This is a genomic window from Chromohalobacter israelensis DSM 3043 (genome assembly GCF_000055785.1).
Lineage (GTDB): Bacteria > Pseudomonadota > Gammaproteobacteria > Pseudomonadales > Halomonadaceae > Chromohalobacter > Chromohalobacter israelensis.
In genome coordinates this window covers 2,513,461-2,527,556 of the sequence record NC_007963.1, presented here as the reverse complement: position 1 = coordinate 2,527,556, position 14,096 = coordinate 2,513,461, and the positions used below count along the sequence as shown (strand labels likewise).

Sequence of the window (14,096 nt, the reverse complement as noted above, 5' to 3'; positions counted from 1 at the left end):
GATATGATTCATGAGTATAATATAATTACGGACTGCTTGCTTAGAAAAGCGAGTCTTGTAGATCGTGCGAAAGAATTCGATCGCAGCGAAGATGGAACATTAGATCATTTTCAACGCGCTGGCGTATTTCCAGGGTTTGCAGAGTCAGTTTATGCTAAAACCTCCAATTACTTGGAAGTTTCAAATGCCAAGGAATATGGGTGGAGGGGACAGTTTACTGCGGGGATGGGTTTTCCATGTATTGCCATATTGTTATTTTCTTTTTATGTGTCTTACTCTTCAGTGGTTGATATATATCAGAAAGGTTTCAATTATGTCTGGTTTTTTTCGATCCCCTTTACTGTGGCTTTGGCTGCTGGCCTTGTCTATGTTGCTCATTTTGTTTTTGGGTTGAGCCATGATTGGTTTCATTATCGCCATGGTGCCATTCGGTTTAATTTTAAGGAGCGTAAAGTTCATGCTTTTTTTTCACCAAAGCTTGGAGGTCCGAGAACTTACGATTGGGATGATATAGTGGCTTATATTGATGCTTTTCATGGGAAGGGGGGGCATGGCAATCCTGTCCACTACACCTTGAAGCTTTATGCCTGTGATCCTTTGCATAAAAAATATTACGACATGCTTGAGCCTGGTAGCGAAATTATCAAATATGAAGACTGTCTGGCATGGTGGGAATATGTTCGCCGCTTTATGGAGGAAGGCCCGGATAGTGTTCCAGAGCCTGATTGGTACCTATCTGACCGGTTGTCTCTCAAAGAGTCTTTTTTGCGTTGGTTTCCTTTGCGAGAAATGAAAAGAGATAAGGCGCGCGGACTGAGTGTTGAGAAAAGTAAAATCTTGATGGTGTTGATGTCACCTTTGCTGATACTTTTCTCACTGGGGCATTTTGTTTCTATGTTGACCAGTAAACGAGTCAAATGGCCAGAAGATATTCGCAAAGCTTGTGGAGAAGTCTGAGAAAAATGAGTGTGTTCTGGTCAGTGAAATGCTCGGCATCTTATAGGCTCATCTGTTGGAGATTACCTGGGCTTCTCTGATCCTGCGCCGGCTGGGGCGGGGTGTTCGTGCCGCGTATCGGCCAGGAAGTGCTGGTCGACTTCCTCGAAGGCGACGCCGACCGCCCGCTGATCACCGGCCGGGTCTACAACGGCGAGCAGACGCCCGACTGGCACAGCCACGGCCTGCTCTCCGGCTTCAAGAGCAAGACCTACCGCGGTAGCAAGTACAACGAACTCGTCTTCGACGACGCCACCGACCAGGAGCGGGTGCGCCTCAACTCCGAAGCCGAGAAGAGCCAGCTCAACCTCGGCTACCTGATCCACCAGACCGGCAACACCCGTGGCGCCTTCCGCGGCACCGGGTTCGAGCTGCGCACCGATGCCTATGGCGCCATCCGCGCCAATCAGGGGCTCTACCTCACCAGTTGGGGCCAGCTCGGCGCCAGCGGCGACCAGCTCGACCTCACCCCGGCCAAACAGCAGCTCGACAGCGCCTACCAGCTCAGCGACAGCCTCAGCCAGAGTGCGGCGGACCACAACGCCGACGCCCTCGACGCGCGCGAGCATCTCAAGCAGGCGGGCGAGGACGCCGACGACCGCTACGGCAACAGCGAACAGCTTGCCGGTTCATCAGGACAGACCGATCAGAGCAACGCCCGTGGCGCCACCGACAGCGGCGGCCGTGGCGAAGCGGCACGCATGAAAGCGCCCTGGCTGCATATGGCCTCGCCCGCTGGCATCACCCTGAGCACGCCGGAATCGACCCACCTCGCCCAGGGCCGCTCGCTGAGTGTCTCCAGCGGTGAAGGCGTCAACGTGGCCACCGGCAAGAGTCTGGTCGCCTCGATCTCCGAGACGCTCTCGCTGTTCGTGCAGAAGGCTGGCATCAAGCTGTTCGCGGCTCGGGGCAAGGTGGAGGTGCAGGCGCAGTCGGACAACCTCGAGGCCACCGCGCGCCAAAACCTCAACGTTACTTCCACCGACGAGAAGGTCGATCTCTCCGCCGCCGAGGAGATTCTGCTGGTCAGCGGCGGCGCTTACGTGCGCATCAAGGGCGGCAATATCGAGCTGCACGCACCCGGCAAGGTCACCGTCAACGGTGCGACGAAGAGTTTCGGGGGGCCGGCGAGTCTGGATTCCGAAGTGCCCGAGCTGCCGGAAGGAGAAGACGTGATTTGTGCGCGCAGGGCTCAGGCTGCAGGAAGCTGCGGTGACGGTAGCGTGGAAGGTTAGCGATGAGCAGCATGAGCGACGCGGCGTGGATAGCAGAAGCCGGCGAGACCGCTAGAGCAGGGCGGCTGTATCGCCTGGTGGACCCTTCGGATGCACCCGACTGGGTACTGGATAGTGAGAAACGCCGGCAGGCGGCGCTGATTCGTCACCCGTTGCTGGCCCAGACGCCGGCTCAGCGTCTCTATCTCGAGAGGATAGGGAACGAGAAACGTCTGGATATGGCAACTCAACTGGAGCGGCAGCGAGCCGAGCGCGGCGCTGGCCTGCTGGGCGCCGTGCCGCTATGCGGTTGGCTGATTTCGCGACATGCGAGCACTAGCCTCGCCGCCTATCTCGGTCGTCAGCTCAAGCAGATGACGCCGGAGGGAAAGCCGGCACTGCTGCGCTTCTACGATCCTCGGGTGCTCGAACATCTGCCGCGAATTCTCGAGCCTTGGCAGCTCTCGGCATTGCTTGGCCCCATCGACCGCTGGGTCTATCTCGACACCGAGCTGCAGCTGCGCTGCCTCGAACCACATGGGGAGATGCGCCGGCTTGGTGGCTTGAAGCTGAGCGCCGAGCAGTGGCATGCCATTCAGCGCATTGGCCAGATCAATCGCTGTCGGGAATTGTATCGCACGCTTCCCGGCACGGCGGGTTTGCATAAAGCGTCTGCGAAAACCGTCGACGCCTTGCTCGTTGCTGCTCGCAATGCCGGCCTGCGGGACAGCTCCGAGATGGCTACCTTCGTGCTCCACGGATTGACCACGCGGGATGATTTTTATCGCCACCCGATCATGCAGGCGCTGCTGGGCCGCCTGGGCGGGCGGTTGAATTACATTGGATTGTCGAATCAGCTTTCCGACGCTGACTGGGAAGCGATATCAGACATGCGGGAGACGACATAGCATGACGGCACCATCTCAAGCGAGCGCTCATGCAGTGGAAAATGAGACGGCGGGCCAGGAAAGCGGGCGCTGTCAGTTCTGTGAACGCAAGGGACTACCGATCCTTCCCGTGCGCTATGCCGTGTGTCAGCGTAACGGTCGTAACGGCGATCTCCCGGAGCTCGAGACCTCGAGAATCCAGGAGTTCACCGACATCCTGCTGGACAAGACCCTTGTCGGTGGCGAAGAGCAGGGCAGAAGCGTACCCGAGGAGGTCAAGGACGAGCTCACGAACAGTACCGACAGCCAGGTCAACAAATACATTCTGCGCCAGCTGCGTCAGGGGTATCTCTACTTCTACGATCAGGACAACCCCAACGGCCAGCACTGGTACGCCTATGCAATCACCAGCGACGGCAAGTACTACCAGTTTCCTGTGCTACAGCCGCCGGCCTTGGACGATATCGTCTTCCCCGAGCGCTGCAAGAGCAATCCCAGCGATGTCCTGGATGCTTCCCTCGTTACCCTGCCGTTTCCCGAGGACTCGGGCACGCTCTACTACGCATTCAGCGAGCACCCCTGGCCCGAAGCCCATATCCGCATGATCGGGAAAGACGCGGACTGGCGTAATGCCCACATGCAGCAGGTGAATATTCCGGGTTGGGTCGGTGGGCAGCAGCAACCGTTCGCCTTCGGCATGGACGAACTGGAAAAAGTCGCCGAATACAGCCAGGCGGCAGAGAGTCTGGACGAACAGTTCTGGTCCACTGGTCCGACACGACCGCTCTATAAGCCCGGCGAACTCAGGGATGCGATGCAACAGCGGCTCGACCACGCCGCCAGTGAATACCAGGGCAAGGGGCTCATTCTCGCGGTCAAGGACGAGATCGGCATCATCGACGAGTTGAACGCCTATCGGCATCAGGCGTTGGCCGAGGTCGAGAATTTCGTCTGCGAAAGCGACGAGAACCGGCGCAAGCTGCTCTGCATGCAGGCCATTGAGGCCTTCAAGCAGAACTTCGCGCGTAACTACGTGGCGAGTCAGGAGCAGTCACTGAATGACAATGTCGATAAAGCGCGAGCCGAACGCGATGAGTTCCAGGCGCAGGCGCCTTCCCGGGAAGATGCCTCTCCCAGACAGCGCGCCCAGCACCAGCGACGGTTAAGCCAGTTGAATCGGGCCGTACGAGAGGCCGAAACGGAAAGGAACGACTTCCTGCGCGATCAGCAGCGTGAAGCCGAAGCGAGGGCGGAAGAGAGGCAGCAACTTCAAGACGATATCGAACGACTGGAGCACGAGCGAGCCGAACGTATGGCAGAGCTCGAGCGTCGAGCGGCCAGCGACGACCCAGCGGTCGCCAGGTCGGCCGAAGCGATGCGGCAGGACCCCTTCTACGACAACGAGCTTCAGCGCAAACGGTTTCTGCTGCGTAATATCAAATCAGAGGCCGAACGAATGGCGGAGAGGCATGCCGCCCAGCTCGATAGTCTCTATGACAGTGATGCGCTCGAAGCATTCAAGCAGTCCTACGAAGAATACACGGCCCATTGCCAGAGCCTGGCTGCCGTGTTCGACGATGACTATGCCATCTGGGTTTTGCATGGCTTGCCGGCTGTCATCGGCCGCTATAGCCAGTCCGACTATTGGACAGGGCTGGGCCTCAGCGGCCTGATAGGCAATGCACTGCGCGGTGGCATCATGTCGCCTTCCAGCGGTGGCTTGTGGAAACTGCTGGCTGACGATCTCGCCTCGAGCGAGTCGCCGCTGCTCGTGGCGCTGTTCGCCAACAACGCCGAACTAATCGAGCAGGCACTGCAGAGTCTCGAGGCCCTGCCCCAAGAGTCGCAGCTATCAGGGCAGACGCTGAAAGTGTGGGGCGAACGCTTCCAGCGAGTACATGAACGTACCCGAAAATCCGATGGTCGCGTGCCGACGAACGACCAGATCATCAACCGCTGGCGCCCGCTACAAGATTTACTGGCGACGACGATCGGCAACTCCATCGCCTCACTAGTGCTGTACCGAGCCGCCGGGGTGCCCGCGCCGGACTACAAGCCGACGCTCGGGCGGTTCGTGCGTTACCACCAACTGGCCTTCATGGCCGATCCGCAAGCTCGGAACGGCGAGCAGCCGGCGCCCACCCTGGTCGAGCGGGAGGTCAAGCTTTCCGAGCTCTACCAGTGGTTACGCGCTGTCTCGCAAGCCAGTGCCAAAAAGCCGGATCAAGGAGCCGACACCAGCCAGGCGCTGAAGTCGCTGGATGGCATGGTCGGCAACTTCTCGGCCCCGCTGGCCGACAGCGACAGAACGGTACGTATTGCCTTGCCTGTCTACGTGGATATCGCAGCGGTGACGGGTGGTGGGAATGACGAGATAGTGCCGGCGGATAGCTATACGCCGGAGGACGAGCAGCAGCGCCGCGGTGATCTGGCGCAGAACGCGCGGGATATCGGCAACACCCTGCTCAGCGCCCATAAGGGGAGCGGCCAGGTCGCCGGTGCCTGCCTGGTCCTGTGGAGCCTGATCGCCTCCTTGCAGGAAGGCGCCTTCGGTGACGACGAGGAGGGCGCCGACTGGAGCAAGATCATCGGGTCTGGCGTCAGCGTGGCGAGTGGTGCGATGGCGGGGATCGAAGGCTACCATAAGATTCGAATGGCGAGCCTGGGCCTGCCCTCGGAAGGCGCGATGATCAGCAGTGTGAAATGGGCCTTTGTTAGTGACGTGCTAGGCGCGGCGGGTGGCATGATCTCGATCTGGGATGGCCTGAAAAAGCTGACGGAGGCCGGTAAGGCCAGCAAGACAGGGCAGAGTCTTAGTGCTGACTACGGGATGATCGTCGGCGGTGTTGGCGTCATGGCGGGCATTGCCTCGATCGTGGTGATTGGTGCGAGCACGGGGGTCGGACTCGTAGTGGGCGTATTTTTCGGGTTTCTGACGCTACTGCTGGGTTATGCCTTCGTCACCATGGTCTCCCCGGCAGTACAGATGTGGGTGAACCGCAGCATTCTCGGCAAGCCATCGGAACAGGAGGAGATGCAGGTTCTGCCGTTTGACGACATGGCCTCGGAGCAGAGCTCGTTGGAGATGTTGTTCCAGGGGGTGGTGGTAGAACTGTTTTGGTCTCCGGTAAGGCCGGATACGAATCAGTATGTTAAATCTCCTTACGACATTGATACGGACGGTTTGAAAGCTGAGCTGGAGCGAGCGGGTCAGCAAATACAGATAGATCTGAAAGTGACGATTCCTTTGTCTGGCGTATCTGCTTTTTATTTGCAATTCTTGGCGGTGGATGTCGGTGAGTCTCTTTTTGATTGGTCTTATGAGGGTTTGAGTGTCGAATCGTCAGGAGCGGCAGGTGAAAGATTTGGTGAGGCATTGGGGGATTCAGAGAAGCCCGCTTTCGTAAAGGCGGGTGATCGTCGGTTTCTTGAATGGAGCCATGTTTATTTAAGGGGTGATATAGGTAGTAATCTCCGTTTGGCGATTCGACTAAGCATCTTGTGATGCGCTTGCAATCAAGCGTGATGTTTTTGAGATGGGGGTGTAATATGAAATGGGTTTTTTCTTTGTTGCTATTGTTTTTCTTTCACTCGGCTTGTGCTGGTATCCTTTTCCAAGATCCTACTAGAGATGAACTGAATGCTGCTATAAAAGATATGACGCTATCTGGTCTTGAGAAAATGGTGGGAGATGATAAAGGGAGTGGAGATTATTATCTTGGCTTGATTTATTTGAATGGTTCTAAGCGCTTTGGGGTCGAGAAAAACTGCGATAAGTCGTCTGAGTTATTGCGTCAGGCATGGCAAAAGGGGATTGTAGATGCGGGCTATATGCTTTCTGTAATGAGCTATCGCGGGATTTGTATGGAGAAAGATTTTAATCGTGCAAAGACCTTGGCTCAAAAAACGGCCGATGAAGGGTACTTACTCTCCCAGCGTATGCTGGGTCGTGCTTATTTGGGAAGTGAGTGGCAAGGGTTATATAAAAAAAATTTTGACAAGGCTGTTTTTTGGCTTGGAAAAGCTGGTGAGTCTGGCGACAGCGAGTCGGCTGCAAAGCTCTCTTATTTATATCGTGAGGGTGTCGGTGTAAAGAGGGACGAAAAGCTCTCTTTTTACTGGCTCAAAAAGGCCAGTTTTTCAAGGTTTGATCCGGGTGAAATAATTTATTTCCCCAGTCTGGCAGAATATTATGAAAATGGCATCGGTACGAGTGTGAATCTTGTTGAGGCATATAAGTATTATGATCTCAGTGGCTCCGCTGGTGTCGATGACAAGCAACGCATTGCCAAAAAAATGACCCAAGATCAGATCGATGAAGCCATTCGCCAATCTCAAGAATGGCAGAAAGAACATAACGTTCAGGTTGGTGGCGGTTCTATTCGCCGTGCCAACTGACCCTTTGGTTTCGGTGCTGATGTGTGACGATGAACCATAAGCTGACACTGTTCTGTTTGACGCTAAAGGGATGAGTTTCTATGCCGGTCCAAGAGAATTCAGATCAGGCTTTTTACGCCAAGATCTCCTCGCTTATCGCGCTTTGCGGCGGGGGTGGATTATTGCTCGCGTCGCTGCTGGCAATTCCCAGTTCGCCGGTTTTTCCGGGGGCGCCCATCCTCATTGCTTGCGCCCTGATCGTGGCTGGGCTCTGGTTCCAGTTCAATCCGGTGGTTCGGCTCAAGGAGGAGCATGTCTCGGTCAAGCTGGCGATGATCCGTCCGCGCACGACCGTTGCGCTCGACCAGATAGCGCGTGTCGAAGCGACCTCACGCGAGTGCATTCTTTACTACCGCAAAGACAGTCCCGGTGAAGGCAAGCTCAAGATCCCACTCAAGAGCCTGGCCAAGGAGGATCGCGAGCGGTGCGCGCTGGCCTTGCGGCAACGGGTGCGCTCTGAGGTAGCTTAGTATATCGGTGTCACCAACATGTAAAGCCCATGGCCTTGGTCATGGGCTTTTGTGTGAGGGCAGAAAATGCTTAGAAAATCGAGTTTTGTCGACCGCGTAAAGAAGTTTGATCGCAGCGCGAGTGATGCTTTGGTTCATTAACATTGGCTTCTGCCGCGATACGCGGCGTATTGATGGCCGGCTTTGCCGCGGTCTCCTGGGCCGGTATCATTCTGACGATCGGGTTCTGGGTTTTCGGCGACGATGCGCTTGAGGCGTGGTGCCAGCGCTGTGTCTTTACCACCGAGAGCGAGCCCGATCATTACGCCGACTATGCGGAAGAAGTCGGCGCCTTCCACCAGGCGTTACAGGACGTGACCTGATGTATTTCGTTGAGTGGCTGATGCGCCGCACCCTGACGGCGAGCAAGGAGGATATCACCGGCTTCGAGGGTGATATGAAGCAGTTCGAGAAGGCGACCGAGAAATACGGCAAGCAATACCGTGGGATGCAGGAGGAAAAGGTCAGCGACGCGCCATCCGATGCACGCTCTATCTACAAGATGAATGACACCTATATGGATGTCAGGACTTTCTTCGATGAGTGGAGGGGAGGGGTCACCCTTGGACTTTCACCATTACTCTTAGGGGTCTTTGGTTTTCCTTTTAGCTTCCTTATACCATTGCTAGATGTTTTTTTTTATGGCGTTTGGCCTACAACCGGAGAAAGTGCCGAGCTTTTAGACTATTTGGCAGCGGTTTTTATGTGGGGTATTTGGTTTGTGATGCTGGCTGCATTTATCTATCTCTTCTGGATATTTCGTATGGAGTGTCTGGTCCAGCGTCATATCGTGGTTCGTTTCAATCGCAAGACGCGCAAGATCTACATCAATCGCCCCAATTTCGCCGGTGGCAATCAGGTCTATGACTGGGACGACGTGGTGGCCTCGGCCGATCCCGACGATCAGGTGGTGACCAAGAAGCGCAAGCGCGAAATCCTGATGCTGTTCTTCTTCAAGCAGCGCACCGGTGCCGAGCATCACGACGTGGTCTTTCTCGGGGCGCCGTTGCGCAGCGATCACGAACTCTATGCGCTGTGGGAGTACATCCGCCGCTACATGGAGGAGGGGCCGGAAAGCATCCCCAAACCCAAGTGCATTCCCAGCTTCCCCTGGCCGTGGCGCTCGCTGCTGGCCCCCTGGAGTTTTCTGGAGAACAAGTGGGCGGCCGCGCCCTGGAGCCCGCGCATGATCGCGCTGGTGCTGATCGCCTCGCCGGTCATGCTGCTTCACGCGGTGGCGCACTGGTGTTCTTTGCTGCTGTGCTGGCCGGTGTACTGGCCGCGTCAGCTGCGTCGGGAAAGCACGGCCTCCGAGCCGGTGTGAGGGGAGTCGATGCGCTTTCTGTTTGGAGCCCCTGCTGGCAGCGCCGAGCGCACCCGGCATTAGCCGCGTAGGGTGTACAAAATCAGGTGGGCGCTGCAGACGCACCAATTGATACCGAGCCCGATAAGGTTTCGCAATAAAAAGCCCATGGCACTGGCCATGGGCTTTTTCGCTGGTGCTGACCCGGCGAGTCAGCGTTGGCTCAAGCCTGATCCAGCTTTTGCTTGAGGAGGCTGTTGACCTGTTGCGGGTTGGCGGTGCCGCGCGAGGCTTTCATGACCTGGCCGACGAAGTAGCCGATCATCTTGCCGCGCTTGGCCTCGTCGGCTTCGCGGTACTGGGCGACCTGAACCGGGCTGTCGGCGATGACCTGGTCGATCATGCCTTCGATGGCGCCGGTGTCGGTGACCTGCTTGAGTCCGCGGGCCTCGATGATGGCATCGGCACTGTCCGCCTCGCCGTCCCACAGCGCCTGGAAGACCTGCTTGGCGGCCTTGCCGCTGATGGTGTCGTCCATGACGCGCTGGATGAGGCCGCCGAGTTGCTCGGCCGTGACCGGACTATCGCCGATCTCCAGGTTTTCGCGGTTGAGGTTGGCCGAGAGTTCGCCTTGCACCCAGTTGGCGGCCTGCTTGGCGTCGCCGCAGACATCCTTGACGGCTTCGAAGTACTCGGCCATGGCACGGCTCGAGGCCAGCACGCCGGCGTCATAGGCGGACAAGCCCAGCTGGTTTTCGAAGCGGTGGCGCTTTTCGCTGGGCAGTTCGGGCATGAGCGCGCGCTGGTGATCGACATAGGCACCGTCGAGCGTCACCGGAAGCAGGTCGGGGCAGGGGAAGTAACGGTAGTCGTTGGCTTCTTCCTTGGTGCGCATGCCGCGCGTCTCGTCGCGTTCCGGGTCGAACAGTCGAGTTTCCTGCACGACCTGACCGCCATCTTCGATGAGTTCGATCTGGCGCTCGACCTCGAAGGCGATGGCTTTCTCGACGAAGCGAAACGAGTTGACGTTCTTGATCTCGGCGCGGGTGCCGAAAGCGGCCTGCCCCTTGGGACGTACCGAGACGTTGACGTCGCAGCGCATCGAGCCTTCGGCCATGTTGCCGTCGGAGATACCGAGATAGGTGACGATGGCGTGCAGCGCCTTGATGTAGGCGACCGCTTCCTTGGCCGAGCGCATGTCGGGCTCGGAGACGATCTCCAGCAGCGGCGTGCCGGCACGATTGAGATCGATGCCGGTCATGCCGTGATAGTCCTCATGCAGCGACTTGCCGGCATCTTCCTCGAGATGAGCGTGATGAATGCGGACGCTGCGCGTCGAACCGTCGTCGAGGGTGATCTCGACCTTGCCGGGGCCGACGATGGGCTGCGCCATCTGGCTCGTCTGATATCCCTTGGGCAAATCCGGGTAGAAGTAGTTCTTGCGCTCGAACAGCGAGGTCTCGGGGATCTCGGCGTCGACGGCGAGACCGAATTTCACCGCCATCGCCACGGCGTTTTCATTGAGCACCGGCAGCACGCCGGGCATGCCGAGGTCGACAGCGCACGCCTGGGTGTTGGGCTCGGCGCCGAAGGCGGTGGACGCTCCGGAGAAGATCTTGGACTGGGTGGCGAGCTGAACGTGGACCTCGAGCCCGATCACGGTTTCCCACTGCATCATGCCATCTCCTTGCCGAATGCCGGACGCTTGAGGTGCCAGTCGGTGGCCTGCTGGAATTGATGCGCCACGCCGAGCAGCTGGGCCTCGGCGAAGTGCGGAGCCAGCACCTGGAGGCCTACGGGGCGGTTACCGGCAAAGCCGGCCGGAACGCTGATGCCCGGAATGCCGGCCAGGTTGACGGCGATGGTGTAGATATCCTGCAGGTACATCGAGACCGGATCTTTCTGCGCGCCGAGGTCGAAGGCCGGCGTGGGGGCGGTCGGCCCCATGAGCACGTCGACTTCGTCGAAGGCGTCGAGAAAGTCCTGGCGGATCAGGCGGCGCACTTGCTGTGCCTTGAGGTAGTAAGCGTCGAAGAACCCTTCGGAAAGCGTGTGCGTGCCGATCAGGATGCGCCGCTTGACCTCTTCGCCGAAGCCTTCGGCCCGCGTGCGCTTGTAGAGGTCCTCGAGGTCGGTCGGATCCTCGCAGCGGTGGCCGAAGCGCACGCCGTCATAACGCGACAGGTTGGACGATGCCTCCGCCGGTGCAATGACGTAGTAGGCAGGAATCGCCAGGTGCGTGTGCGGCAGGCTGACTTCGCAGACCTTGGCACCGAGCGACTCGTAGACCTTGATCGCTTCACGCACGGCGGTTTCGACCTCGGGGTCGAGTCCGTCGCCGAAATATTCCTTGGGCAGCCCGATCTTGAGGCCGGCCAGCGAGGTGTCGAGCTCGGCGGAGTAGTCGGGCACCACGCGTGCCACGCTGGTGGAATCGCGCACGTCGTGGCCGGCGATGGTTTCGAGCAGCAGGGCACAGTCGGCGGCGGTGCGTGCCATGGGGCCGCCCTGGTCGAGGCTCGATGCGTAGGCCACCATGCCGTAGCGCGACACGCGCCCGTAGGTGGGTTTCAGGCCGGTTATGCCGCAAAAGGCGGCCGGCTGACGAATCGAACCGCCGGTATCGGTGCCGAGCGCTGCCGGTACCAGGCCCGCCGCCACGGCGGCGGCGCTACCGCCCGAGGAGCCGCCGGGCACGGCGCTCAAGTCCCAGGGGTTCTTGACCGGGCCATAGAAGCTGTTTTCGTTCGACGAGCCCATGGCGAACTCGTCCATGTTGGTCTTGCCGAGGCTGACACCACCCGCCTGGCGGATCTTCTCGACGACCGTGGCGTCATAGGGCGCGACGAAGCTGTCGAGCATCTTCGAGCCGCAACTGGTGCGTACGCCCTGGGTGCAGAAGATGTCCTTGAGCGCCAGGGGCAGGCCGGCAAGGGCGGCGGCATCGCCCGATGCGCGAGCCTGGTCGGCGGCGTCGGCGTCGGCCAGGGCCTGTTCGGCGGTCACGCTGATGAAGCTGTTGAGGTCGCCGTCGAGGCGCTGGATGCGATCGAGCGCCGACTGGCAGAGCTCACGGCTCGAGAACTCGCCCGCGCGCAGGCCGGCGGCAAGCTCCGTAAGGGTCTTGTCATGCATGGAAGAAGGTGACTCCTGTGTCGGGTCCTGACAGACGGCTCATTCGACGACGCGCGGGACGAGGTAGAGACCGCCCTCGGTGACGGGGGCGCAGGCCTGGAAGCGCTCACGCTGGTTGTGTTCGGTCACTTCGTCGGGCCGCAGGCGCTGCGTGGCATCCAAAGGGTGTGCCAAGGGCGCGATGCCCTGGGTGTCGACGGCCTGGAGTTGATCTACCATTTCCAGGATGCGGCTCAAGTCGTCGACATAGCCGGTCGCTTCGTCCTCGCCGAGGCCAACACGGGCCAGATGGGCGGCACGGAGCACGTCTGCATGTTCGATCGCCATAGGGATTGCCTTTTTATGAATACCGCGCGGCGGCGTTCGGTCGCCGCGTAAATGAAAGGGCTGACGCCGGGAATAACCCGGGAATTTACCATATCTGGCGCGCGCTGACAGGCCTTTGCTTGCCGCGCCACCCCCGCGATGATACCGTTTGCGTCCGCACAGGGTTCCGGTCTGGACTAGGTGAAAGACTTCCATGTTTAAACGTTTACGGGGGCTTTTCTCGAGCGATCTCTCGATCGATCTGGGAACGGCCAACACACTGATTTACGTGCGCGGTCGCGGTATCGTGCTCGACGAGCCGTCGGTCGTGGCGATCCGCCAGTCCGGCAATATGCGCAGTGTCGCGTCCGTGGGTATCGACGCCAAGCGAATGCTGGGCCGTACCCCTGGCAACATCACGGCGATTCGTCCCATGAAGGACGGCGTCATCGCCGACTTCACCGTCACCGAGCAGATGCTGCAGCACTTCATTCGCAAGGTACATCAAAGTACCTTCCTGACGCCGAGCCCGCGCGTGCTGATTTGCGTGCCGTGCATGTCGACCCAGGTCGAGCGCCGCGCGATCAAGGAGTCGGCGGAAGGTGCCGGGGCGCGTGAGGTCTTCCTCATCGAGGAGCCCATGGCCGCTGCCATCGGCGCCGGGCTGCCGGTCGAGGAAGCCACGGGGTCGATGGTCGTCGACGTCGGCGGCGGCACCACCGAGATCGCGATCATCTCGCTCAACGGCGTGGTGTATTCCGAGTCGATCCGCGTCGGTGGCGACCGTTTCGATGAAGCCATTACCGCGTACGTGCGCCGTCATTACGGCAGCCTCATCGGCGAAGCGACGGCCGAGCGCATCAAGGAAGAGATCGGCTGCGCCTATCCCGGCGGCGAGCTGCGCGAAATCGACGTGCGCGGCCGCAACCTGGCGGAAGGCATCCCGCGCAGCTTCACGCTCAATTCTCACGAAATCCTCGATGCCCTGCAGGATCCGCTGTCGTCCATCGTCGCGGCGGTGAAGAGCGCGCTGGAACAATCGCCTCCCGAGCTGGCGTCGGACATTGCCGAGCGCGGCCTGGTGCTGACCGGTGGCGGTGCCCTGTTGCGCGATATCGACAAGTTGATCGCCGAGGAAACCGGTCTGCCGGTGATCGTCGCCGAAGACTCGTTGACGTGCGTGGCGCGCGGTGGCGGCAAGGCGCTGGAAATGATCGACCAGCGGACCTTCGAGCTGCTGTCCAGCGATTGACGCGTTAAGGTGCCCGACGGGCGCGTGCCGATCCGCCACCCAGATGCCGCCAAGCGG

At 59.3% G+C, this 14,096-nt stretch carries 12 protein-coding genes; 9 read left to right on the top strand and 3 right to left on the bottom strand.

What is annotated here, in order from left to right; all coding sequences use genetic code 11:
• Positions 1–3: 3 nt before the first annotated feature.
• From CSAL_RS17490 to CSAL_RS17250, 8 genes are all read left to right on the top strand, one after another.
• Entirely contained in the window at positions 4–957 is a 954-nt protein-coding gene (locus CSAL_RS17490) for a DUF6708 domain-containing protein (protein ID WP_011507547.1), read from the top strand.
• Positions 958–1,058: 101 nt separating this feature from the next.
• The gene (locus CSAL_RS11455) at positions 1,059–2,231 is read left to right on the top strand and encodes a DUF2345 domain-containing protein (protein WP_280512632.1); all 1,173 of its coding nucleotides are present in this window, start codon (positions 1,059–1,061) and stop codon (positions 2,229–2,231) included.
• A gap of 11 nt (positions 2,232–2,242) precedes the next feature.
• Entirely contained in the window at positions 2,243–3,118 is an 876-nt protein-coding gene (locus CSAL_RS11450; RefSeq protein ID WP_187290059.1) for a DUF4123 domain-containing protein, read from the top strand.
• A gap of 1 nt (position 3,119) precedes the next feature.
• Positions 3,120–6,602, top strand: coding sequence for a T6SS effector BTH_I2691 family protein (locus CSAL_RS11445; protein WP_011507545.1), 3,483 nt, complete (start codon positions 3,120–3,122; stop codon positions 6,600–6,602).
• Positions 6,603–6,646: 44 nt separating this feature from the next.
• Positions 6,647–7,495 (top strand): tetratricopeptide repeat protein, encoded by an 849-nt coding sequence (locus CSAL_RS17255; protein WP_187290058.1) that lies wholly within the window; start codon positions 6,647–6,649, stop codon positions 7,493–7,495.
• 80 nt (positions 7,496–7,575) lie between these two features.
• Positions 7,576–8,004, top strand: coding sequence for a hypothetical protein (locus CSAL_RS11435; RefSeq protein WP_011507543.1), 429 nt, complete (start codon positions 7,576–7,578; stop codon positions 8,002–8,004).
• A gap of 173 nt (positions 8,005–8,177) precedes the next feature.
• Complete coding sequence (locus CSAL_RS11430) at positions 8,178–8,366, top strand: hypothetical protein (protein ID WP_011507542.1); 189 nt, start codon at positions 8,178–8,180, stop codon at positions 8,364–8,366.
• Entirely contained in the window at positions 8,366–9,367 is a 1,002-nt protein-coding gene (locus CSAL_RS17250) for a DUF6708 domain-containing protein (protein ID WP_244846347.1), read from the top strand. The genes CSAL_RS11430 and CSAL_RS17250 overlap by 1 nt, the downstream gene beginning before the upstream one ends.
• A gap of 202 nt (positions 9,368–9,569) precedes the next feature.
• Here CSAL_RS17250 and gatB read toward each other — a convergent pair whose 3' ends face one another.
• Genes gatB through gatC form a run of 3 tightly spaced genes read right to left on the bottom strand, consistent with a single transcriptional unit; the run spans position 9,570 to position 12,808 of the window.
• On the bottom strand, positions 9,570–11,021 hold the full coding sequence (gatB, locus tag CSAL_RS11420) for an Asp-tRNA(Asn)/Glu-tRNA(Gln) amidotransferase subunit GatB (protein ID WP_035412325.1): 1,452 nt from the start codon (positions 11,019–11,021) through the stop codon (positions 9,570–9,572).
• Positions 11,021–12,481: an Asp-tRNA(Asn)/Glu-tRNA(Gln) amidotransferase subunit GatA gene (gene gatA / locus CSAL_RS11415; protein WP_011507539.1), complete on the bottom strand. Its 1,461-nt coding sequence runs from the start codon at positions 12,479–12,481 to the stop codon at positions 11,021–11,023. The genes gatB and gatA overlap by 1 nt, the downstream gene beginning before the upstream one ends.
• Before the next feature lie 39 nt (positions 12,482–12,520).
• Entirely contained in the window at positions 12,521–12,808 is a 288-nt protein-coding gene (gatC, locus tag CSAL_RS11410) for an Asp-tRNA(Asn)/Glu-tRNA(Gln) amidotransferase subunit GatC (protein ID WP_011507538.1), read from the bottom strand.
• A 193-nt stretch (positions 12,809–13,001) separates the two neighbouring features.
• Here gatC and CSAL_RS11405 point away from each other — a divergent pair, with 193 nt between their 5' ends.
• Entirely contained in the window at positions 13,002–14,039 is a 1,038-nt protein-coding gene (locus CSAL_RS11405; RefSeq protein ID WP_011507537.1) for a rod shape-determining protein, read from the top strand.
• Positions 14,040–14,096 lie beyond the last annotated feature (57 nt).

Excerpts from the sequence above, each read along its gene's own strand:
- CSAL_RS17490 (WP_011507547.1), top strand. The coding sequence starts at position 4 with ATGATTCATGAGTATAATATAATTACGGACTGCTTGCTTAGAAAAGCG.
- CSAL_RS11450 (WP_187290059.1), top strand. The coding sequence starts at position 2,243 with ATGAGCGACGCGGCGTGGATAGCAGAAGCCGGCGAGACCGCTAGAGCA.
- CSAL_RS11445 (WP_011507545.1), top strand. The coding sequence starts at position 3,120 with ATGACGGCACCATCTCAAGCGAGCGCTCATGCAGTGGAAAATGAGACG.
- CSAL_RS17255 (WP_187290058.1), top strand. The coding sequence starts at position 6,647 with ATGAAATGGGTTTTTTCTTTGTTGCTATTGTTTTTCTTTCACTCGGCT.
- CSAL_RS11435 (WP_011507543.1), top strand. The coding sequence starts at position 7,576 with ATGCCGGTCCAAGAGAATTCAGATCAGGCTTTTTACGCCAAGATCTCC.
- CSAL_RS11430 (WP_011507542.1), top strand. The coding sequence starts at position 8,178 with ATGGCCGGCTTTGCCGCGGTCTCCTGGGCCGGTATCATTCTGACGATC.
- CSAL_RS17250 (WP_244846347.1), top strand. The coding sequence starts at position 8,366 with ATGTATTTCGTTGAGTGGCTGATGCGCCGCACCCTGACGGCGAGCAAG.
- gatB (WP_035412325.1), bottom strand. The coding sequence starts at position 11,021 with ATGCAGTGGGAAACCGTGATCGGGCTCGAGGTCCACGTTCAGCTCGCC.
- gatA (WP_011507539.1), bottom strand. The coding sequence starts at position 12,481 with ATGCATGACAAGACCCTTACGGAGCTTGCCGCCGGCCTGCGCGCGGGC.
- gatC (WP_011507538.1), bottom strand. The coding sequence starts at position 12,808 with ATGGCGATCGAACATGCAGACGTGCTCCGTGCCGCCCATCTGGCCCGT.
- CSAL_RS11405 (WP_011507537.1), top strand. The coding sequence starts at position 13,002 with ATGTTTAAACGTTTACGGGGGCTTTTCTCGAGCGATCTCTCGATCGAT.